Raw genomic sequence first — 21,953 nt, 5'->3', positions numbered from 1 at the left:
GATCGGTCAGATGTCGCTCGCCGCCGGGCCGGCGTGTGCCGGGGCGGCGGCCTGGCTGATGAGCGGAGCGGGCAAGGGGGCGCGTCGTGCCCGATCGCTGTTCGCGGGCGGCGGTCCCACGGCGGGAGTCGGTCCGCGGCCCTGGGAACGGTCCTTGGCACGGGTGCGCCGGTTGCCCGCCGAATGGTGGTCGGTCGTCGGGGGTGTCCTGATCGCGGTGCTCGGCGCTTCCGCCCTGCCCCTGGCGGGCGGGGTCGTCGCGGTGCCGCTGCTGCGCCGGGTGCGGCGGGCACGCGAGGCGCGGAAGGCGCGGGAAGCGCGTGGTGCTGCGGTGATCGCGCTGTGCGGGGCGCTCGCCGGGGAGGTGCGCGCGGGACGCCAGCCGGGTGAGGCACTGCTGTGTGCGGCACGTGACGCGGGCGGCCTCGGCGGAGCGCAGGCCCAGGTGCTGGCGGCCGCGCGGTTCGGCGGGGACGTGCCGGGCGCGCTCGCGGGCGCGGCACGACAGCCCGGGGCCGACGGGCTGTCCGGGCTGGCCGCGTGCTGGCGGGTGGCCGTGGACCGGGGAGCGGGGCTGGCCGCCGGACTGGACCGGCTGGAGGGCGCCCTTCGCGCCGAGCGCGATCAACGGGAGGACCTCCGTGCCCAACTGGCGGGCGCCAGGTCGACGGCGGTCCTTCTCGCCGGGCTGCCGGTCCTCGGCCTGGTGCTCGGCACCGTGCTGGGCGCCCGCCCGCTGCACGTGCTGCTGCACACCGGCGCGGGGCTGGGCTGCCTCCTGGTCGGCGGTGTGCTGGAAGGGGCGGGGCTGTGGTGGGCCATGCGGATCGTGCGCGGGGCGGAGGCGGCATGAGCGTCGACTTTGTCCACAGGCTGGGGATGGTGTGCGGGGTGGCGGCGCTGTGGTGGGCGATGCGCCTGACGGCAGCGGCGCGGCGCGAGCGTCGGGCGCGGCGTCGGCTGACCGCGGTGCTGGGGCCGGGCGGCCCGGCCGAGATGCGGCGGGCCCCTGCGTCCGTGCGAGTGGCCGGGTGGGGACGCGCGGCGGGTGCCGGGCCGGCGGGCCGGTGGATCGGGGTGCCGGGCGCCGCGGCGGGGGAGTCGGTGACCGCGGTGCCGGGTGCCGCAGGGCGGCGGGCCGACGCGCGGGACACCGTGCGGCGGTGGCTGCCCGTCGTGGGGGCGCTGTGCGCCGGCTGGGCGCTGCTCGGTGGATTCGGCGGACCGGTGGCCGGTCTGGTCGTCGGGCTCGGTGTGAGGCGATGGCAGGACCGGCGGGAACGCGACCGGCTCGCCGAGGAGTACCACCCCGCCGTGGCGGCCCGTCAGCTTCCGCCGGCGGCCGATCTGCTGGCGGCGTGCATCGCGGCCGGTGCGACCCCCGTGGCGGCCGCACAGGCGGTGGGTGAAGCCCTGGAGGGACCGGTCGGGGAGCGGCTGGCGCGGGGCGCGGCCGAGATGCGGCTCGGAGCCGATCCGGCCGACGCATGGCGGCTGCTCGCCTCCCTCCCCGGTGCCGGACCGCTGGCGCGACTGCTGGAACGGGCGGGTGATTCCGGCGCGCCGGCGGCCGCGCCGGTCGGGCGGCTCGCTGCGGAGGCCCGCGCCGAGTGGGGCCGGACGGCGACGGCGCGGGCGCGCCGGGCGGGGGTCATGGTCACGGCTCCGGTGGGTCTGTGCTTCCTGCCCGCGTTCATCGCGGTCGGAGTGCTTCCCGTGGTGATCGGGCTCGCGGGAGGGCTGCTGGGAGGAGGTGGCCGATGACAGACCGGACCTGACGAACCGAACGGACGAGACCGATATCAGCAGGCAGACAAAGGCGGACCGGCACAGGCAGGCAGACACAGGCAGACCAGCACAGGCGGACCGATTCCGGCGGACCGGATCGGACGGATCGACCGACGAGAACCTCACGGGGGTTGGCATGGGCAAGGCAGTACGAGTACGGGCCCGGGGGCGTGCACTGGTGCGCCGGGTACGGGCGGCGATGCGCGAAGAGGCGGGCATGGTGACGTCCGAGTACGCGATGGGGATCATCGCCGCGGTGGCCTTCGCGGCGGTCCTCTACAAGGTGGTGACGAGCGGGCAGGTCAGCGGGGAGCTGCAGGACATCGTGAAGCGGGCGCTCGATGTCCGGATGTGACGGGGCGCAGCGGCGCGGCTGTTCGAGCCCGGGCCGCGACCGCGGGTTCGTGACGGCGGAGACCGCGGTCGTACTGCCCGCCCTGGTGCTCTTCGCCATGGCCCTGGTGTGGGCCCTGCTGGCGGCGTCCGCGCAGATCCAGTGCGTGGACGCCGCCAGGGCGGGGGCCCGGGCGGCGGCGCGGCAGGAGCCGTCTGAGGTGGTCGAGGAGGTGGCCGGGCAGGCCGCGCCCCGGGGAGCGAGGGTGACGGTGAACCGGCGGGGCGATCTGGTGCATGTGCTGGTCGTCGCCCACCCACCGGGCCCCGACGCGCTGCCGCTCGAACTGCGCCACGAGGCAGTGGCGTCGGCCGAGGACACCGCGGGGGTGGACCGATGAGATACGGGGGCGGGGCGGTGAGGTCGCGCCGGCTGCCGAAGGCGTCGTGGCCGGGGTGCCGGCCGGCCGGAGATCGCGGCTCGGCGACGGTGTGGTGCGTCTGTGTGATCGGTGCCCTGTGTGCCGTGTTCGGGGTGCTTCTGGCGCAGGGCGAGGCCGTGCTGGCCCGCCACCGTGCGGCCGGCGCCGCCGATCTGGCGGCGCTCGCGGCCGCCGACCACTGGGCGGACGGGGAGGAGAGGGCGTGCGACACGGCCGGGCGTGTCGCGGCGGCCCAGGGCAGCCGACTCGTGCGGTGCGCGGTCGTGGGCGAGGTCTCCGACGTCACGGCGGCATCGGCCTCGGGACCGTTCACCGCCGAGGTCAGGGCGAGGGCGGGCCCGGCTGAACCGGCGGCGCGGGACGGACGCCCGGAATCTCCTCCTCGTTCGCCTTCCGCTCCTTCCGCTCCGCAGCCTCGGGAGCGTTCTCCGGCGCCCCGCGCAACAGCACCGTGAGGAGCCGCACGGCCCCTCTCTTGTGCAGCGGATCGTTGCCGTTGCCGCACTTTGGGGACTGGATGCAGGACGGGCAGCCCGCCTCGCACTCGCAGGACGCGATGGCCTGGCGGGTGGCGGTCAGCCAGGCGCCGGCCGTGTGGAAGGCCCGTTCCGCGAAGCCCGCGCCGCCCGGATGGCCGTCGTAGACGAAGACCGTGGGCAGGAGGGTGTCCGGGTGGAGCGGGACGGAGACGCCGCCGATGTCCCAGCGGTCGCAGGTGGCGAAGAGCGGGAGCATGCCGATCGAGGCGTGTTCGGCGGCGTGCAGGGCGCCGCCGAGGATCTCCGGGTTGATCCGGGCCTCGTCCAGCTGGTCCTCGGTGACCGTCCACCACACGGCGCGGGTGCGCAGCGTGCGGGGCGGCAGATCGAGTTTCGTCTCGCCGAGCACTTCACCGGTGATGACACGGCGCCGCAGGAAGGAGACGACCTGGTTGGTGACCTCGACCGAGCCGTAGCACAGCCGTCCGTCGCCCCAGGGGATCTCGACGTCCGTCTCCAGGACGGAGATGGACGTCGTGTCGCGAGCGACCGTCGAGTAGGGAGGATCGGCCTCCTCGACCAGGGCCACGGAGTCCTCCAGGTCGAGGGTCCGCACCAGATACGTACGGCCCTGGTGCAGATGGACCGCACCCTCGTGCACCGTCGTGTGCGCGGAGCCCGCGTCGACCGTGCCGAGCAGCCGTCCGGTGCCGGCCTCCACGACCTGGACGGGCCGCCCGCCCTCCCCGCGGATGTCCGTGAGGTCGGCGGCCCGCTCCCGGCGGGTCCAGTGCCAGGCCTTGGTCCGGCGGCGCAGCAGCTTCGCGGCCTCCAGCTGCGGCAGCAGCCCTTCGGTCGCCGGGCCGAAGAGCTCCAGGTCCTCCTGCGTCAGCGGGAGCTCCGCCGCCGCCGCGCACAGATGGGGGGCCAGGACGTAGGGGTTGTCCGGGTCGAGGACGGTGGACTCCACCGGCTGGTCGAAGAGGGCCTCGGGGTGGTGGACGAGGAACGTGTCCAGGGGGTCGTCCCGGGCGACCAGCACCGCGAGGGCACCCTGACCCGCGCGGCCGGCGCGGCCCGCCTGCTGCCACAGCGACGCCCGTGTGCCCGGGTAGCCCGCGATGAGGACGGCGTCCAGGCCCGAGACGTCGATCCCCAGTTCGAGGGCGGTGGTGGCGGCGAGGCCGAGGAGTTCTCCGGAGTGCAGGGCCCGTTCCAGGGCGCGGCGCTCCTCGGGGAGGTAGCCGCCGCGGTAGGCGGCCACGCGCCGGGCCAGGGAGCGGTCGACCTCGGCCAGCCGCTCCTGGGCGATGACCGAGATCAGCTCGGCGCCGCGGCGGGAGCGGACGAAGGCGACCGAGCGGACGCCCTGCACGGTCAGGTCGGTCAGCAGATCGGCGGTCTCGGCGGTGGCCGTGCGCCGGACGGGTGCCCCCTTCTCGCCGTGCAGTTCGGTGAGCGGGGGCTCCCACAGGGCGAAGACGAGCTCGCCGCGCGGGGAGGCGTCGTCGGCGACCTCGACCACGGGGACGCCGGTGAGGCGGCGCGCGGCCACCGAGGGCTCGGCGGCGGTCGCGGAGGCCAGCAGGAACACGGGTGAGGCGCCGTAGCGGGCGCACAGGCGCCGCAGACGGCGCAGCACCTGGGCGACGTGGGAGCCGAAGACGCCCCGATAGGTGTGGCACTCGTCGATGACGACGTACTTCAGGGCGCGCAGGAAGGAGGACCAGCGCGGATGCGAGGGCAATATGCCGCGATGCAGCATGTCCGGGTTGGTGAGCACGTAGTTGGCGTACTGACGCACCCATTCGCGTTCTTCCGGCGGTGTGTCGCCGTCGTACACCGCGGGGCGGATCGCCGTGCCCAGAGGTTGTGAAAGTTTCTTCACGGACCGCCACTGATCCGCCGCGAGCGCCTTGGTCGGGGCGAGGTACAGGGCGGTCGCACCGCGGCCGTTCGGGGCCTCCGAGCCCTCCAGCAGGCGGGAGAGCACCGGCACGAGATAGGCGAGCGACTTGCCCGACGCCGTGCCCGTGGCGACGACCACGGAGTCGCCGTCCAGCGCGTGCTCCGCCGCGAGGGCCTGATGGGCCCACGGGTGCTCGATGCCCGCGTCCTGCACGGCGGCTATGACCTCGGCGCGGATCCGGTCCGGCCAGAGGGCATGGCGGCCCTCTCTCGGGGGCAAGTGCTCCGTATGAGTGATGCGCGCAGCCCGGCTCGGTCCCGAGGCGAGCCGGTCCAGGACCGTGCCCGGAGAGACGCGGGACACGGGGCCCGACAGGGTTCGATCGGATCGGTGATTCTTGGCCATCGGCACCGAGTGTGTCACCGGCGTGACGGACAATGGGTCCAAGGCGTCGTGCACGCCTGCCGGTAAGTGATTGAATGCCATCGCGGCTGGCGAACCGTCCCGGGGTCTGCCGAGGTGTCCCCGAGGGGCGACCGCTCGATAGCAAGGTGCTGGAGGATCCGTGGACCTGTCCCTGTCGACCCGTACCGTCGGCGATCGTACGGTCGTCGAGGTCGGTGGCGAAATCGACGTATATACCGCGCCCAAGCTGCGCGAGCAGCTGGTCGAGCTGGTGAACGACGGGAATTTCCACCTCGTCGTCGACATGGAGGGCGTCGACTTCCTCGACTCCACCGGGCTCGGCGTGCTGGTGGGTGGCTTGAAGCGTGTTCGGGCCCATGAAGGGTCCCTGCGCCTGGTGTGCAACCAGGAGCGCATTCTCAAGATCTTCCGCATCACCGGCCTCACCAAGGTGTTCCCCATTCACACCTCGGTCGAGGAAGCGGTGGCGGCCACCGACTGACCCCGTTCCCGGGCCGTGGTGCCCGGACGGCAGAAGCAAGAGACGGGGGGCCGGGTCATTGCGGCCCGGCCCCCCTGACCGCACGCCCGAAGTTCCGAGGGGGATGCATGGCCACCGTTGAACTCCTCTTCAGCGCGCTGCCAGAACATGTGAGGACCGCCCGACTCGTGGCGGCGGCGGTGGCGCGCCGGGCTGGGGTGGAGGAGGCCGTGCTCGACGAGGTCAGGCTCGCCGTCGGCGAGGCCTGCACCAGGGCCGTCGGACTGCATCAGAGCAACGGCATCTCGGCGCCGGTGCGGGTGCTGCTGACCGAGGAGGAGAAACAGTTCTCCATCGAGGTCGGTGACGAGGCGCCGCACGTGGCGCTCGGTGGGAGAACGCCGGGTGCCGACGAGGCGGACGCGGAGGCCGAGGAGGACGAGATGGGCCTCGCGGTCATCAGCGGTCTTGTTGACGACGTCGAGGTCACCGCCGGGGAGAACGGCGGACAGATCAGGATGAGCTGGCCGACCGTGCCGCCCGCCACGCTCCCTGCCTGATCCTCCTCTCGCCCATTTCTGCGCTTTTCGTACGGTTTTGAAGGGCCCTGCCTGTGCAGGGCCCTTCTTTTTGTACAGTCGTACCGGAATTCGTGAATTGCTTCACGATCAATCGCGTGATGATTTGATCAAGTTCCCATCCAGTCAATGGTTTTGAGGCATTACCTCTTTCGGGTTCTGTGACGCACGTGCGATCTTTTGCTGAAGAGGAGGTGAAGGCCAATTCCGTTTAACCGCGCACTGTTTTGATCAGGTTCCGCTACCTACAATCCGTCCACATCTTGAGCTCAGCCCAAGCGTCAAGGAGGACGAATGGCGGGGCTTTCTACCCCTCAACAGTTTGATCACCCCACAACCCTCGCAGCCGCAGTACTGACCGACAGCAACCGCCTGATCGTGGTGGTCATCGGGGTTGTCGCCCTGGCGGCCCTCGCGGTCGCCGGGGTCTTGGTCCGTCAGGTGCTCGCGGCGGGTGAGGGCACCGACAGCATGAAGAAGATCGCTGCGGCGGTGCAGGAAGGCGCGAACGCCTATCTGGCCCGGCAGCTTCGCACGCTCGGCGTATTCGCCGTTGTCGTGTTCTTCCTGCTCCTGCTGCTGCCCGCGGACGACTGGAATCAGCGCGCCGGACGATCGGTGTTCTTCCTGATCGGCGCGGTGTTCTCGGCGGCCACCGGCTATATCGGCATGTGGCTCGCAGTGCGGAGCAATGTGCGGGTTGCTGCGGCGGCGCGGGAGGCGACGCCCGCAGAAGGCGAACCGGAAAAGGATCTCACCGCCGTCTCGCACAAAGCCATGAAGATCGCGTTCCGCACGGGTGGCGTCGTCGGCATGTTCACCGTGGGGCTCGGTCTGCTGGGCGCCTCCTGTGTGGTGCTCGTGTACGCGGCGGACGCGCCCAAGGTCCTGGAGGGCTTCGGCCTGGGCGCGGCGCTGATCGCCATGTTCATGCGTGTCGGTGGCGGCATCTTCACCAAGGCCGCCGACGTCGGCGCCGACCTGGTCGGCAAGGTCGAGCAGGGCATTCCGGAGGACGACCCGCGCAATGCCGCGACCATCGCCGACAATGTGGGCGACAACGTCGGCGACTGTGCCGGTATGGCAGCCGACCTCTTCGAGTCCTACGCCGTGACGCTCGTCGCGGCGCTGATCCTCGGCAAGGCGGCGTTCGGCGACTCGGGACTGGCGTTCCCGCTGATCGTGCCCGCGATCGGGGTGGTGACCGCGATGATCGGCATCTTCGCGGTGGCCCCGCGCCGTGCCGACCGCAGCGGTATGTCCGCCATCAACCGCGGCTTCTTCGTCTCCGCGGTGATCTCGCTGGCGTTGGTCGCGGTGGCCGTGTTCGTGTATCTCCCGTCGTCGTACACCGATCTCAAGGGCATCTCCGACGCGGCCATCCGGGCCAAGGACGGGGACCCGCGGATCCTCGCGCTGGTGGCGGTGGCCATCGGCATCGTGCTCGCGGCCCTGATCCAGCAGCTGACCGGCTACTTCACCGAGACCACGCGCCGTCCGGTGCGGGACATCGGCAAGACCTCGCTGACCGGCCCCGCCACCGTGGTGCTCGCCGGCATCTCCGTGGGTCTGGAGTCGGCCGTCTACACCGCGCTGCTGATCGGGCTCGGTGTGTACGGGGCGTTCCTGCTCGGCGGTACGTCGATCATGCTCGCGCTCTTCGCGGTGGCGCTGGCCGGTACGGGCCTGCTCACCACGGTCGGCGTGATCGTCGCCATGGACACCTTCGGTCCGGTCTCCGACAACGCGCAGGGCATCGCCGAGATGTCCGGTGACGTGGTGGGCTCCGGCGCGCAGGTGCTGACCGACCTGGACGCGGTGGGCAACACCACGAAGGCGATCACCAAGGGCATCGCCATCGCCACCGCAGTCCTGGCGGCCTCGGCGCTCTTCGGCTCCTACCGCGACGCGATCACCACGGCCGCACAGGACGTGGGCGAGAAGGTCGGGAACGGCGGGCCGCTGAACCTGGTCATGGACATCTCCCAGCCCAACAACCTCGTCGGCCTCATCGTGGGCGCGGCGGTCGTCTTCCTCTTCTCGGGGCTGGCGATCAACGCGGTGTCGCGGTCCGCGGGCGCGGTGGTCTTCGAGGTGCGCCGGCAGTTCCGGGAGAAGCCCGGGATCATGAACTACACGGAGACGCCGGAGTACGGCAAGGTCGTCGACATCTGCACCAAGGACGCCCTCAGGGAGCTGGCCACACCCGGTCTGCTCGCCGTCATGGCACCCATCGCCATCGGGTTCACGCTCGGTGTGGGTGCGCTCGGCGCGTATCTGGCGGGCGCGATCGGCACCGGCACGCTGATGGCGGTGTTCCTCGCCAACTCCGGTGGTGCCTGGGACAACGCCAAGAAGCTCGTGGAGGACGGCCACCACGGCGGCAAGGGCAGCGAGGCGCATGCCGCGACGGTGATCGGCGACACGGTCGGCGACCCCTTCAAGGACACCGCGGGGCCGGCGATCAACCCGCTGCTCAAGGTGATGAACCTGGTGTCGCTGCTCATCGCACCCGCGGTGATCAAGTTCTCGTACGGCAGTGACAAGAGTCTCGCCCTGCGGATCCTGATCGCCGTACTGGCGATCCTGGTGATCGTGGTGGCGGTCTACGTCTCCAAGCGCCGCGGTATCGCCGTGGGTGACGAAGACAACGCCGAACGGGTGTCCAAGTCGGCGGATCCGGCGGTGGTTTCCTAGCCGCTTCCACAGCACCCGCACTTCGACCTGGTCAGGTACGGGTCAATGGGCGGGCGTACGGTGCTCTTCATGACGCCGTGCGCCCGCCCTGTTGTGTTCGAGCCCGCTCCGTGAGCCTTCTCTCGCCCGGTGCAAATAGCCGCAAGAGCAGAGATAAGTAATATTCAGCGTGCGGCTGTCACCCGGTTGGCGTGTATGTTCCGGGGCCGAGAGAGCCATGGAAGGGACCAACCCGGTGAACAAGAAGCTCGCGGCCGCACTGTCCGGCGGCGCGGTACTGGTAGTGGCGCTGTCGGGATGCACCAGCGGCAGCGGCGCAGTCGACGACAAGCTGGGCTCCTGGGCCAAGCAGGTGTGCGAGTCGGTGCAGCCGCAGGCCAAGAAGATCGCGGCCGCCAGCTCCGCGATCCAGAAGGAGACCTCGGACAACAGCGCGCCGGAGCAGGTCCGGAAGACCGACTCCCAGGCCTTCCGGGACATGGCCGACGCCTACAAGGCGATCGGGGCGGCCGTCGAGAGGGCGGGCGCGCCGGACGTCGACAACGGCGCGACGAAGCAGAAGAACGCGGTCAAGGAGCTCAACGACATCTCCACCGCCTACGGCGATCTGCAGAAGCAGGTGGACGGCCTCGACACCAAGGACCAGGCGAAGTTCGCCGACGGCCTCAAGGGGATCGCGACCAAGCTCGACACGCTGAGCCAGAGCGGGAACGACGCGCTCAAGGAGCTGGAGGCGGGTGACGTCGGGAAGGCGATGTCGCAGCAGGCGAGCTGCAAGTCCGCGTCCGCCTCGGCATCGCCGACGGCCGCCTGAGCGGCGCGTCGAACGCCTGCCCGCGCCACAATGGTGGCGTGAGTAACTCCAGTCCGGCCACGCTGCCGTCCACCGCCCGCGTCGATGTCACCCTGCGGCTGCGGGATGCCCTCCTCGCGGCCTCCTTCACCGCCGACGGGCTGCTCGATCTGCTCGGGGCGCCCGCGTACGCGGCGCTCGCGCGGAGCGAGACCGTGCCCGCGCTCCGGGCCACACGCGGGGACACGGCGCTGGAGTCGCTCGTACGGCTGTTCCTGCTGCAACAGCCCGTGCCGCAGGCCCGCGTGACGGGTGTGCTGCCCGTCGACGTGTGTGTGGAGGGCGGCTGGCTCGTCCGCACCGGCGGGGACGAGGTCGCCGCCACCGTGGACATCCGGCCGTACGGCGGACCCGGCGGCGAGGACTGGTTCATCGTCTCCGACCTCGGGTGCGCGGTCGGCGGTGCGGGCGGCATCGGCAGCCGGGACGAAGGAGTGGTCCTGGGGGTCGGCGGCGCCTCCACCACGCTCGCGGGCATCACCGTCCGCACCCCCGTCGGCGCCGCCCTCGACCTCGGCACCGGCTCGGGGATCCAGGCGCTGCACGCCGCCCGGCACGCCACACGGGTGACGGCGACCGACGTCAACCCGCGTGCCCTGGACATCGCCGCGCTCACGCTGGCGCTGTCCGGCGCCCCGGCTGCGGACCTGCGCCAGGGTTCGCTCTTCGAGCCGATCGAGGACGACGAGACGTTCGACCTGATCGTCTCCAACCCGCCGTTCGTGATCTCCCCCGGCGCCCGTCTCATCTATCGCGACGGCGGCATGGGCGGGGACGATCTGTGCCGCACGCTGGTCCAGCAGTCGGGGCAGCGGCTGAACGCGGGCGGGTTCGCGCAGTTCCTCGCCAACTGGCAGCACGTGGAGGGGGAGGACTGGCAGGACCGGCTGCGCTCGTGGGTACCGCGCGGCTGCGACGCCTGGATCGTGCAGCGCGAGGTCCAGGACATCACCCAGTACGCGGAGTTGTGGCTGCGGGACGCCGGTGACCACCGCGGCGACACCGCGGAGTACCAGGCGCGGTACGACGCTTGGCTGGACGAGTTCGAGGCGCGCAAGGTGCGGGCGGTCGGGTTCGGCTGGATCGCGCTGCACCGGACCGAGGCCGTCGAGCCCAGCATCACGGTCGAGGAGTGGCCGCATCCGGTCGAACAGCCGCTCGGCGACACGGTCCGCGCGCACTTCGACCGTATCGACTACCTGCGGGCGCACGACGACGCGGCGCTGCTCGCGGGGCACTTCAGGCTCGCCGCCGAGGTCGTCCAGGAGCAGGTGGGGCTGCCGGGCGCCGAGGACCCGGAGCACGTCGTACTGCGCCAGAACCGCGGGATGCGCCGTGCCACCAAGGTGGACACGGTCGGCGCGGGCTTCGCCGGTGTGTGCGACGGCACACTGAGCGCGGGACGGATCCTCGACGCCATCGCCCAACTGGTCGGCGAGGACCCGGTGTCGCTGCGCGACCGGACGCCCGCTCAGATCCGGCTGCTGGTCGAGCAGGGTTTTCTGGAGCCCGCGCGGTAGGCGCGCCCAGGGGCCAGGGCGCCTGCCGCGGCCGGCGCCTCTTCGGACGCGGATGTCTACGCGCCGCATCAACCGGGGAGGGATCGCGGTGACGAGTGGCGGTACGTCATGTCCCGTACTTGATCCGCCTGCCGTGATCGGCGGAGGGAGGAAGGGCGTCCGGAAGACGGCGCGACGGCGAGTTCCGGCCGCGTCGGACCCCGGGCGTGCGGCCGCGCGGCGCAGGCGTCGTCCGCGAAACGGTGCGCGGCCGACACGGACAGGTCCGTGCGCCGCACGTTCACCCGGGGGTCGTCCGTCGGCCGCCCGGACGTGTCAGCCTCCCGTCTTCGGGTGGCCCAGGATCGGGGAGGAACGGGACATGGAGAGCGGACCGGCGATCTTCGCGGGGACGGTGTTCGCCCTGTTCGGCGGTGGGCTGATGATCTGGACGGCGACCCGGGTGCGCCGGCGCGAATCCGTCGCCGAGGGTGTGAGTCCCGTCGCGTCCGCCGCCCTCGCGGTCCTCGCCGCGGTGGCCGCGCTCGCCGCCGGCGCCTGGTGCTTCCTGCGCCTGTGACCTGATGTTCCCGGCCGCCGGGCGCCCGCCGCCCCGGTAACCGGGGGATCACCCTCCGGACAGGACGAAAGGCCTGCTCGCCGGTCCGGGCGGCAGGAATGCCGGTAGTCGGGTTACCGTTCGAGTGGCCGTTGCGGGCTTTTCCCGTTTGACACGGGGGCGGGATGTACCGTCACACTCCGCAGCGTCACCAGCGAGTGAGCCGAAGGGACGCGCCGGTGTCGAGAGGGCGAAGGCGCTTCAGCCCCGATGGGCTGGGCGCGATCGCCCTGTCGACACCGGCCGCAGCCCCCCGGAGGCGAGCGAGCCGGACAAGAACGACCCCACCCCGGGAAGAAGGCCTGGGGAGGCCACAGCCGACCGGAGAGAAGAGCGAAGTTGTCCCCGACCAGCGAGACCGCACAGGGCGGCCGCCGACTCGTCATCGTCGAGTCGCCTGCCAAGGCGAAGACGATCAAGGGCTATCTCGGCCCCGGTTACGTCGTCGAGGCGAGCGTCGGGCACATCCGCGACCTTCCGAACGGCGCCGCGGAGGTGCCCGAGAAGTACACCGGTGAGGTGCGCCGCCTCGGTGTGGACGTCGAACACGACTTCCAGCCGATCTATGTCGTCAATGCCGACAAGAAGGCGCAGGTCAAGAAGCTCAAGGATCTGCTGCGAGACTCCGACGAGCTCTTCCTCGCCACCGATGAGGACCGCGAGGGCGAGGCCATCGCATGGCACCTCCAGGAGGTGCTGAAGCCCAAGGTCCCGGTCAAGCGGATGGTCTTCCACGAGATCACCAAGGACGCGATCCAGCAGGCCGTGCGCAATCCGCGCGAGCTGAACCAACTGCTGGTCGACGCCCAGGAGACCCGACGCATCCTCGACCGCCTCTACGGCTACGAGGTCTCGCCGGTCCTGTGGAAGAAGGTCATGCCGCGCCTGTCGGCCGGTCGCGTCCAGTCCGTCGCGACCCGGCTCGTCGTGGAGCGGGAGCGGGAGCGCATGGCGTTCCGCTCCGCCGAGTACTGGGACCTGACGGGCACCTTCGGCACCGGCCGCGCCGGCGACCCCTCCGACCCGTCGTCCCTGGTGGCACGGCTCGCGGCGGTCGACGGCAAGCGGGTCGCCCAGGGCCGTGACTTCGACTCGGTCGGCCGGCTGAAGACCGCGAACACCCTCCACCTCGACGAGCAGAACGCCCGCGCCCTGGCCGCCGCCCTGGAGAACACGCGGTTCTCGGTCCGGTCGGTCGAGTCCAAGCCGTACCGTCGCTCGCCGTACGCGCCGTTCCGTACGACGACGCTGCAGCAGGAGGCCAGCCGCAAGCTCGGCTTCGGCGCGAAGGCCACCATGCAGATCGCGCAGAAGCTGTACGAGAACGGCTTCATCACCTACATGCGTACGGACTCCACGACCCTGTCGGACACGGCGATCACCGCCGCCCGTGCCCAGGTCACCCAGCTGTACGGCGCCGACTACCTGCCCCCGCAGCCGCGCACCTACGCGGCCAAGGTCAAGAACGCACAGGAGGCGCACGAGGCGATCCGGCCCTCGGGTGATCGTTTCCGCACCCCGGCGGAGACCGGTCTGACCGGTGACCAGTTCAGGCTCTACGAGCTGATCTGGAAGCGGACCGTCGCCTCCCAGATGAAGGACGCGACCGGCAACTCGGTCACGGTGAGGATCGGCGGCACCGCGGCCGACGGCCGGGACGCCGAGTTCAGCGCGTCCGGCAAGACCATCACCTTCCACGGCTTCCTGAAGGCGTACGTCGAGGGCGCCGACGACCCGAACGCCGAGCTCGACGACCGTGAGCGCCGGCTGCCGCAGGTCGCCGAGGGCGACGCGCTGACCGCCGAGGAGATCACCGCCGACGGCCACTCGACCAAGCCCCCGGCCCGCTACACCGAGGCCTCGCTGGTCAAGGAGCTGGAGGAGCGCGAGATCGGCCGCCCGTCGACGTACGCGTCGATCATCGGCACGATCCTCGACCGCGGTTACGTGTTCAAGAAGGGCACGGCCCTGGTGCCGTCCTTCCTGTCCTTCGCCGTGGTCAACCTCCTGGAGAAGCACTTCGGACGGCTCGTCGACTACGACTTCACCGCCCGGATGGAGGACGACCTCGACCGCATCGCCCGCGGCGAGGCGCAGGCCGTGCCGTGGCTGAAGCGGTTCTACTTCGGTGAGGGCACCGGCGCGGGCGGTGCCGCCGACGCCGGCAACGGCGACGGGGACCACCTCGGCGGCCTCAAGGAACTGGTGACCGACCTGGGCGCGATCGACGCGCGCGAGGTGTCGTCGTTCCCCGTGGGACACGAGATCGTGCTGCGGGTCGGCCGGTACGGCCCGTACATCGAGCGCGGCGAGAAGGACACCGAGCAGCACCAGCGCGCCGACATCCCGGACGATCTGGCGCCGGACGAGCTGACCGTCGAGCTGGCCGAGGAACTGCTCGCCAAGCCGAGCGGGGAGCGCCCGCTGGGCACCGACCCGGCGACGGACCGGCCGATCGTGGCCAAGGCCGGCCGCTACGGCCCGTACGTCACGGAGATCCTGCCCGAGGGCACGCCGAAGACGGGCAAGAACGCGATCAAGCCGCGCACGGCCTCACTGTTCAAGTCGATGTCCCTGGACACGGTGACCCTCGAGGAGGCGCTGCAGCTGATGTCCCTGCCGCGTGTCGTCGGCGCGGACGCGGAGGGCGTGGAGATCACCGCGCAGAACGGGCGCTACGGGCCGTACCTGAAGAAGGGCACGGACTCGCGGTCGCTGCAGTCCGAGGACCAGCTCTTCACGATCACGCTGGACGAGGCGCAGGCGATCTACGCCCAGCCCAAGCAGCGTGGCCGTGCGGCCGCGAAGCCGCCGCTGAAGGAGCTGGGTGCGGACCCGGTCAGCGGCCAGCCCGTCGTCGTCAAGGACGGCCGTTTCGGGCCGTACGTCACCGACGGCGAGACCAACGCGACCCTGCGCTCCGGCGACAGCGTCGAGGCCATCACCCCGGAGCGCGGCTTCGAGCTGCTCGCGGAGAAGCGCGCCAAGGCGCCCGCCAAGAAGACGGCGAAGAAGGCCGCCGCCAAGAAGGCGCCGGCCAAGAAGACCGCGGCGAAGAAGACGGCGGCCAAGAAGACCACCGCGAAGAAGACGACGGCGAAGACGGCGGCCGCGAAGGCGACGTCGAAGAAGACCGCCGTCGCGAGGGCTGCGGCACCGGAGGACTCGGGCCAGGAGTGAGGGTGCCGTCCGGTCCGGATCAGCGGACCCGGCACCTTGCCCGGAGCCGGCGGCCGAGGCCGTCGCACCGGCTTCGCACGGCGTCCGCCCAGGCATCAGTTTGGTGTCGGGGCGGGCGTACGTTCGGGCGGCTGCCCCGGGCTGTCCGCCGCTGCCGATAGGCTGAAAGCATGACGCGAGCCGAGCAGCCAACGGCCCACCACCCGGCCCCCGACGACGCCCTCGTCGCCGACTCCCGTGAGCGCGCCGTCCGCGCTCTGCTGCGCCGGCCGCAGCTGAAGCGGTTGTGGAGTGCCCAGCTCGTCGGGGGTGTCGGCGACTTCCTCGCCCTGCTCGTCCTGGTCGCGCTCGTTCTTCAGGCGGCCATCGCCGCCGGCTCCTTCGGCGGCGGCTACCGGGGTGTGGCGTTCGCGATCGCGACCGTCTTCGGTGCGCGACTCCTCGCCACCCTGCTCTTCGGAGCCGTCCTGCTCGGCCCGCTGAGCGCGCTGACGTCCCAGGAGGGCCCCCTCGACCGTCGCTGGACCATGGTCGGAGCGGACGGACTGCGGGCGGCCCTGCTGATCGTCGCCCCGCTGTGGATCGACTGGACCCCGGACAACGCGCTTCCGGTCCTGCTGGTCACCGCCTTCCTGACCGGTGTCGGCGAGCGGTTCTGGGCCGTGTGCCGCGAGAGCGCGGCGCCCGCCCTGCTGCCCGCGCCGCCTCTGGAGGGCGCGACCGTGCGCCCGCTGCCGGACCACATGGACGCGCTGCGGCGCCTGTCGCTGCGCACGGGATTCCTGGCGGTCCCGCTGGCCGCCGCCGCACTCGTCGTCGTGTCGCTGGTGAACAACCTGCTGGGGACGGGCCTCGCCTGGTTCGACCAGCACCAGGTGGCCCTCGCCTCGTACGTGGCGGCCGGTCTGTTCGCCGCCTCCCTCTCGGTGGTCACCTCCCTCGAACTGCCCGACACCCGCACCCCGCGCCCGCGGTCGCCGCTCGAGGGCCTGCGCCTTCCCCGGACGGGCACGGGCGTCGACAAGGGCCGCACGGGCGCCGTCCCGCTGCTGGTGCTCGCCTGCTCCGCCGTCGCCGGGGCGGTCGCGGCGGTCGTCTCCGTCTGCGTCCTGCAGGCCAAGGACCTGGGCGGCGGCCCGGTGCTGTACGGCCTGCTGGTCCTCGCGCTGACCGGCGGCACCGCGGTCGGCATCCGTACGGCACCCCGCATGCTGCCGTCGCTGTCGCGGCGCCGGCTGCTCGCGCTGGCGATCGCCTTCACCGGCGTCGCGCTGCTCGCCGCCGGGCTCGTCCCGGACGTCTCCACCGTGCTGTTCATCGCGGCGCTCGCGGGCGTCGGTGCCGGTGTCGCCGCCAACACCGGGCACACGCTGCTCGACCAGGAGGCGGAGGACCACCGGCGGACGCGGACGGCCGAGCATCTGCACGCCGTGGTCCGGGTCGTCGTGGCCCTGGGCGCGCTGGTGGCCCCGGTCGTGGCGGGCGCGATCGGACCGCACCGGCTGGAGAACGGCAGGTTCGTGTTCGCGCACGGCGGTGCCTCGTTCACGCTGATGCTGGTCGGCGCGCTGCTGCTGCCCGTGGCCGCGTTCGTCCTCGCCAAGGCGGACGACCGCTCCGGAGTGCCGCTGCGGCACGACCTGCGCGATGCGCTGCGCGGCGGGGACGACCCGGTGGAGGCGCCGGGCACGGACGGCTTCTTCATCGCCCTGGAGGGCGGCGACGGCGCCGGCAAGTCCACCCAGGCCGAGGCGCTCGCCGAATGGATCCGCGGCAAGGGACACGAGGTCGTGCTGACCCGGGAGCCCGGCGCGACACCGGTCGGGAAGCGGCTGCGGTCGATCCTGCTGGACGTCTCCAGTGCCGGTCTGTCGCACCGCGCGGAGGCGCTGCTGTACGCGGCGGACCGCGCGGAGCACGTGGACACGGTCGTTCGGCCGGCCCTGGAGCGGGGCGCGGTCGTGATCTCGGACCGCTACATCGACTCGTCCGTGGCCTACCAAGGGGCGGGCCGGGATCTGTCCCCGACCGAGATCGCCCGCATCAACCGGTGGGCGACCAACGGCCTTGTGCCCCATCTGACCGTCCTGCTGGACGTGGCGCCCGAGACGGCGCGCGAGCGGTTCACCGAGGCTCCCGACCGGCTGGAGTCGGAGCCGGCCGAGTTCCACGCGCGTGTGCGCTCCGGGTTCCTCACGCTGGCCGCGGCGGACCCCGGCCGCTATCTGGTCGTCGACGCCGGGCAGGAGCCCGAGGCCGTCAGCACCGTGATCCGGCACCGGCTCGACCAGATGCTTCCGCTGTCCGAGGCCGAGGTGGCGGCCCAGGAGGAGGCGCGCAGGAAGGCCGAGGAGGAGGCCCGGCGCAGGGCCGAGGAGGAGGCCGCGCGCAAGGCCGAGGAAGAGCGGCTGGAGCGCGAGCGCAAGGAGCAGTTGGCCAAGCTGCGCGCCGAGGAGGAGGAGCGCAAGCGGCAGGAGCTGGAGGAGGCGCAGCGCCGCGAGGCCGAGCGGCAGGCGGAAGAGGCCCGGTTGCGGGCCGAGGAAGCCCGTCGCCGCGCCGAGGAGGAGCAGGCGCGGCTGCTCGCGGAGGAACAGGCGCGGGCGGCCGAGGAGGCGCGCCGGCGTGCCGAGGAGGAGCGGCGGCGCAAGCAGGCCGAGGACGAGGCGCGGCTTCGGGCCGAGGCCGACGCGCGCCGTCTGGAGAAGCAGCGCAGGGCCGAGGAGGCGCTGCTGCGTGCCGAGGAGGCACGCAGGGCCGCGTCCGAGGCGGCGGCTTCGGCCGCCACGGCGGTGTCGGGTCCGGCCGGTTCCGGTTCCGGCGGGACGGGGGGTGTCGCCTCGTCCGCTTCCGCCGAGGCCGGCGCGCCTTCCTCCACCGAGGCCTCGCCGGACAACGAGATCACGGTTCCGACGCCGATCGTGACGCCGGACGACGCTCCGGGTCGGCCGGCGGACGAGACGGCGGTGCTGCCGCGGGTGCGTCCGCGGGAGACCGAAGCGGAGACCACGGCGAAGCTGCCGAAGCCGGGCGCGGCGGACGAAACCGCGGTGCTGCCGCCGGTGGTGCCGGGCGCGGCGGACGAGACCGCGGTGCTGCCGCCGGTGGTGCCGGGCGCGGCGGACGAGACCGCGGTGCTGCCGCCCGTACGGGACGCCGACGCCGCCGATCCTTCGGACCGGGTGCCGCCGGGTTTCTTCCGCGACGAGCGTCCGGCGCCGCGACCGGACGGGGCCGAGGACCGCACGCGCGAGCTGCCGCAGATGGACGCGGGCGGCCGTCCCCAGCGCCGTTCCCGCCCGGACTGGGCGGAGGAGACGCCGCTGGACGACCTTCCGACTCTGGCGGACGAGCTGCTCGGCCCGCAGGAGGACGAGGACCGCAACGACGGCCCGGGGCGCGGACGGCGCCGCTGACACGGAGACGTCGGCGGCGTGTGCCACGGCACGGCCGCCGTTCGTCCCGGCGACGCCGCAGGCCCGCTCCCGGCAGCCGCGTCCGCGTGATGTCAGTGGCGGGCCGCACAATGGACGCCGGAAGGGCGAAGTGCGAGGGAAGGGCGGTGTCCCGTGACGGTGTGGGACGACCTGGTGGGCCAGGAGAAGGTGAGCGAGCAGCTCGACGCGGCTGCCCGTGACGCCGACGCCTTGGTCACCGCGGCCGCCGCCGACGGGCCGCTGCCCGAGGCCTCGAGGATGACGCACGCCTGGCTGTTCACGGGACCGCCCGGGGCGGGGCGCTCGCAGGCGGCGCGGGCGTTCGCCGCGGCGCTCCAGTGCGTGAGCCCGGACCGTGCGCTCGGCGGCGCTCCGGGCTGCGGCTTCTGCGACGGCTGCCACACCGCCCTGATCGGCACCCACGCGGACGTGACGACCGTCGCCGCCGTGGGTGCCCAGATCCTCGCCGCCGACATGCGTGACACGGTGCGCAAGTCGTTCACCTCGCCGGCGAACGGCCGCTGGCAGGTCATTCTGGTCGAGGACGCCGAGCGCCTGAACGAGAAGTCGGCCAACGCGGTCCTGAAGGCGGTCGAGGAGCCCGCTCCGCGGACGGTCTGGCTGCTGTGCGCCCCGTCCCTGGAGGACGTCCTGCCGACGATCCGCTCCCGCTGCCGCCATCTGAATCTGCGCACTCCCTCCGTGGAGGCGGTCGCGGACACGCTGGTGCGGCGCGACGGCATCGAGCCGGGGATCGCGTCGGCCGCCTCCCGTGCCACCCAGGGCCACGTCGACCGCGCCCGCCGGCTGGCCACGGACGAGCGGGCCCGCGCACGGCGCGCCGAGGTACTGAGGCTCCCGCTGCGGATCGACGACGTCGGAGCCTGCCTCAGAGCCGCTCAGGAGCTGGTCGACGCGGCCACGGAGGACTCCAAGGAGCTGGCGGAGGAGATCGACGTCAAGGAGACCGAGGAGCTGAAGGCAGCGCTCGGCGCGGTGCAGGGCGGCCGGATGCCGCGCGGCACCGCGGGCGTGATGAAGGAGCTGGAGGAGAAGCAGAAGCGCCGCAGGACCCGCACCCAGCGCGACAGCCTGGACCAGGCGCTCACCGATCTCACGGGCTTCTACCGCGACGTCCTCGCCCTCCAGTTCGGCTCCCGCGTGGCCCTCGCCAACACGGACACCGAGGACGCCCTGGACCGACTGGCCCGTGGCAGCACCCCGGAGTCGACATTGCGTCGTATCGAGGCGATCGCCGCGTGCCGGGACGCCCTGGACCGCAATGTGGCGCCCTTGCTGGCGGTGGAGGCGATGACGATGGCGCTGCGGGCGGGGTGAGCGAAGGCGCCGAGGGGCGGAGAGGTTCTCCGGGGGAGCGCGTCCCCGGTCATGGCGGCGGGCGCGGATCAGGGCGGCGGCGAGCCAGGGACAGGCGGAAACGGCTCGCGGCGGACCGACGCGATCACTCGTACGAAGTGCCTATTCGACCTGACGTGACCAATTGATCGCTCAGGGTTACGCTCACCAAATGCACATCAGGCGCATTCCCGGACCGTCCCGCCGTCCCCGCCCCTTCCGCCTCCTGTCGCTGCTGCGCCCCTTCCGCCCGACGCGGACGCGCGGCACCCTGCTGGCCGCCACCGCACTGCTCGTCTCGGCCTGTTCATCGGGGAGTTCGACGAGCACGTCGGCGGAGGTGGCACTGCGCGCGCTGCCGCGGTCGACGCCGTCGGCGCTCGCCCCGTACTACGCGCAGAAGCTGATCTGGCGCAGCTGCGGAGCGGCCGGGTTCGAGTGCTCCACGATGAAGGCCCCCCGCGACTACGGCAAACCCGCCTCCGGTGACGTGGAGTTGGCCGTCTCCCGTAAGAAGGCCACGGGGCAGGGCAAGCCGCTCGGCTCCCTGCTGGTGAACCCGGGCGGGCCGGGCGGGTCGGCGGTCGGCTATCTGCAGCAGTACGCCGGGATCGGCTACCCCGCGGAGATCCGGGCCCGCTACGACATGGTCGCCTTCGACCCGCGCGGTGTGGCCCGCAGCGAGCCGATCGAGTGCCTCGACGGGCCCCACATGGACGCCTACGCGCAGACCGACATGACCCCCGACGACCAGAAGGAGGAGAACCTGCTGGTCGATGCCTTCCAGCGGTTCGCGGAGGGCTGCGGCCGGCGGTCGGCGGACCTGCTGCGCCATGTCTCCACGGTCGAGGTGGCCCGCGACATGGACATCCTGCGGGCGGTGCTCGGCGACCAGAAGCTGAACTACGTCGGAGCCTCGTACGGGACGTTCCTCGGGGCGACGTACGCGGGACTGTTCCCGGAGCGGGTCGGCCGACTGGTGCTGGACGGTGCGATGGACCCGTCCCTCTCGGCGCTCCGGCTCAACGAGGACCAGACCGCGGGCTTCGAGACGGCGTTCCAGTCCTTCGCCAAGGACTGCGTACGGCAGACGAACTGCCCGCTGGGCGGACCGGGCACCCCGCCCGCACAGGTCGGCGACAACCTCAAGGCGTTCTTCAAGAAGCTCGACGCGTCCCCCGTCCCCACCGGCGACACGAGCGGCCGCAGGCTCAGCGAGGCCATCGCCACCACCGGAGTGATCGCCGCGATGTACGACCAGGCGGCCTGGCCCCAACTGCGGGTGGCGCTGACCTCGGCGATGACGAAGAACAACGGCGCCGGACTGCTCATGCTGTCGGACAGCTACTACGAGCGGGGCGCGGACGGCAAGTACGCGAACCTCATGTTCGCGAACGCGGCCGTGAACTGCTTGGACCTGCCACCGGCGTTCTCGAGCCCGCAGGACGTGGAGCGGGCGCTCCCGGCGTTCGAGAAGGCGTCACCGGTGTTCGGGGAAGGGCTGGCCTGGTCGTCGCTGAGCTGCGCGTACTGGCCGGTCAAGGCGACCGGGCAGGCACACCGCATCGAGGCCAGGGGGGCCGCGCCGATCTTGGTGGTGGGCACGACCCGCGACCCGGCGACTCCGTACCCCTGGGCGCAGTCCCTGGCCGCGCAACTCTCCTCCGGCAGGCTGCTCACCTACGAGGGTGACGGCCACACGGCCTACGGTCGTGGCAGCAAGTGCATCGAGGCGGCGGTCGACACGTATCTCCTCCGGGGCACACCACCGGAGGACGGAAAGCGCTGCTCATAGGGCTGTGGCAGACTGCTGTGCGGCGCCTGGGGGGCTTGGTCGGAGCACCCTGGGAAACTGTGTAGACTTACCGACGTTGCTGATCGCACCATAGTGCGGACAGC

Annotated in this window: 15 protein-coding genes and 1 pseudogene; 15 read left to right on the top strand and 1 reads right to left on the bottom strand. The window is 72.1% G+C overall.

The annotated features are described in order from the left end of the window. Positions 1-10: 10 nt before the first annotated feature. The 5 genes and pseudogenes from ACSHXN_RS19340 to ACSHXN_RS19320 form a co-directional block, all read left to right on the top strand. The gene (locus ACSHXN_RS19340) at positions 11-853 is read left to right on the top strand and encodes a type II secretion system F family protein (RefSeq protein WP_383354248.1); all 843 of its coding nucleotides are present in this window, start codon (positions 11-13) and stop codon (positions 851-853) included. After that, the gene (locus ACSHXN_RS19335; protein WP_355131178.1) at positions 850-1,764 is read left to right on the top strand and encodes a type II secretion system F family protein; all 915 of its coding nucleotides are present in this window, start codon (positions 850-852) and stop codon (positions 1,762-1,764) included. The genes ACSHXN_RS19340 and ACSHXN_RS19335 overlap by 4 nt, the downstream gene beginning before the upstream one ends. Before the next feature lie 160 nt (positions 1,765-1,924). After that, positions 1,925-2,143 carry a DUF4244 domain-containing protein gene (locus ACSHXN_RS19330; RefSeq protein ID WP_355795141.1) on the top strand — a complete coding sequence of 73 codons (219 nt, stop codon included), beginning with the start codon at positions 1,925-1,927 and terminating at the stop codon, positions 2,141-2,143. Continuing rightward, a complete protein-coding gene (locus ACSHXN_RS19325) occupies positions 2,130-2,522 on the top strand; it encodes a TadE family type IV pilus minor pilin (protein ID WP_355131174.1) in 393 nt (130 codons plus the stop codon). The genes ACSHXN_RS19330 and ACSHXN_RS19325 overlap by 14 nt, the downstream gene beginning before the upstream one ends. Next, positions 2,519-2,947 (top strand): annotated as a pseudogene (locus ACSHXN_RS19320) (Rv3654c family TadE-like protein); the annotation flags it as partial. The gene ACSHXN_RS19325 and the pseudogene ACSHXN_RS19320, both read left to right, overlap by 4 nt. Here the strand turns inward: ACSHXN_RS19320 and ACSHXN_RS19315 are convergent. After that, positions 2,886-5,438, bottom strand: coding sequence for a DEAD/DEAH box helicase (locus ACSHXN_RS19315; RefSeq protein ID WP_438303410.1), 2,553 nt, complete (start codon positions 5,436-5,438; stop codon positions 2,886-2,888). The pseudogene ACSHXN_RS19320 and the gene ACSHXN_RS19315 sit on opposite strands and share 62 nt — an antisense overlap. 79 nt (positions 5,439-5,517) lie before the next feature. On the opposite strand from ACSHXN_RS19315, the gene bldG reads away from it, so the two are divergent. From bldG to ACSHXN_RS19265, 10 genes are all read left to right on the top strand, one after another. After that, a complete protein-coding gene (gene bldG / locus ACSHXN_RS19310) occupies positions 5,518-5,859 on the top strand; it encodes an anti-sigma factor antagonist BldG (RefSeq protein WP_010986038.1) in 342 nt (113 codons plus the stop codon). A 107-nt stretch (positions 5,860-5,966) separates the two neighbouring features. Further along, positions 5,967-6,398: an ATP-binding protein gene (locus ACSHXN_RS19305; RefSeq protein ID WP_059133612.1), complete on the top strand. Its 432-nt coding sequence runs from the start codon at positions 5,967-5,969 to the stop codon at positions 6,396-6,398. A 312-nt stretch (positions 6,399-6,710) separates the two neighbouring features. Then, positions 6,711-9,113 carry a sodium-translocating pyrophosphatase gene (locus tag ACSHXN_RS19300; RefSeq protein ID WP_355131169.1) on the top strand — a complete coding sequence of 801 codons (2,403 nt, stop codon included), beginning with the start codon at positions 6,711-6,713 and terminating at the stop codon, positions 9,111-9,113. 217 nt (positions 9,114-9,330) lie between these two features. Continuing rightward, positions 9,331-9,927 (top strand): small secreted protein, encoded by a 597-nt coding sequence (locus ACSHXN_RS19295; protein WP_355131167.1) that lies wholly within the window; start codon positions 9,331-9,333, stop codon positions 9,925-9,927. Positions 9,928-9,965: 38 nt separating this feature from the next. Next, the gene (locus tag ACSHXN_RS19290) at positions 9,966-11,486 is read left to right on the top strand and encodes a class I SAM-dependent methyltransferase (RefSeq protein ID WP_355131165.1); all 1,521 of its coding nucleotides are present in this window, start codon (positions 9,966-9,968) and stop codon (positions 11,484-11,486) included. 361 nt (positions 11,487-11,847) lie between these two features. Then, complete coding sequence (locus ACSHXN_RS19285; RefSeq protein WP_059133616.1) at positions 11,848-12,045, top strand: hypothetical protein; 198 nt, start codon at positions 11,848-11,850, stop codon at positions 12,043-12,045. A 378-nt stretch (positions 12,046-12,423) separates the two neighbouring features. Next, positions 12,424-15,264: a type I DNA topoisomerase gene (topA, locus tag ACSHXN_RS19280; protein WP_355795152.1), complete on the top strand. Its 2,841-nt coding sequence runs from the start codon at positions 12,424-12,426 to the stop codon at positions 15,262-15,264. Positions 15,265-15,434: 170 nt separating this feature from the next. After that, positions 15,435-18,677, top strand: a complete 3,243-nt coding sequence (gene tmk / locus ACSHXN_RS19275; protein ID WP_383354137.1) for a dTMP kinase — start codon at positions 15,435-15,437, stop codon at positions 18,675-18,677. Between the two features lie 153 nt (positions 18,678-18,830). Continuing rightward, positions 18,831-20,036: a DNA polymerase III subunit delta' gene (locus ACSHXN_RS19270; RefSeq protein ID WP_355131159.1), complete on the top strand. Its 1,206-nt coding sequence runs from the start codon at positions 18,831-18,833 to the stop codon at positions 20,034-20,036. Positions 20,037-20,226: 190 nt separating this feature from the next. Then, positions 20,227-21,849: an alpha/beta hydrolase gene (locus ACSHXN_RS19265; RefSeq protein WP_355131157.1), complete on the top strand. Its 1,623-nt coding sequence runs from the start codon at positions 20,227-20,229 to the stop codon at positions 21,847-21,849. Positions 21,850-21,953: the final 104 nt, after the last annotated feature.

It is taken from the genome of Streptomyces sp. HUAS TT11 (genome assembly GCF_051553595.1).
In the GTDB taxonomy this organism is placed as follows: Bacteria; Actinomycetota; Actinomycetes; order Streptomycetales; family Streptomycetaceae; genus Streptomyces.
The sequence above is the reverse complement of the archived record's forward strand: the minus strand, read 5'-3'. Positions and strand labels throughout refer to the sequence as shown.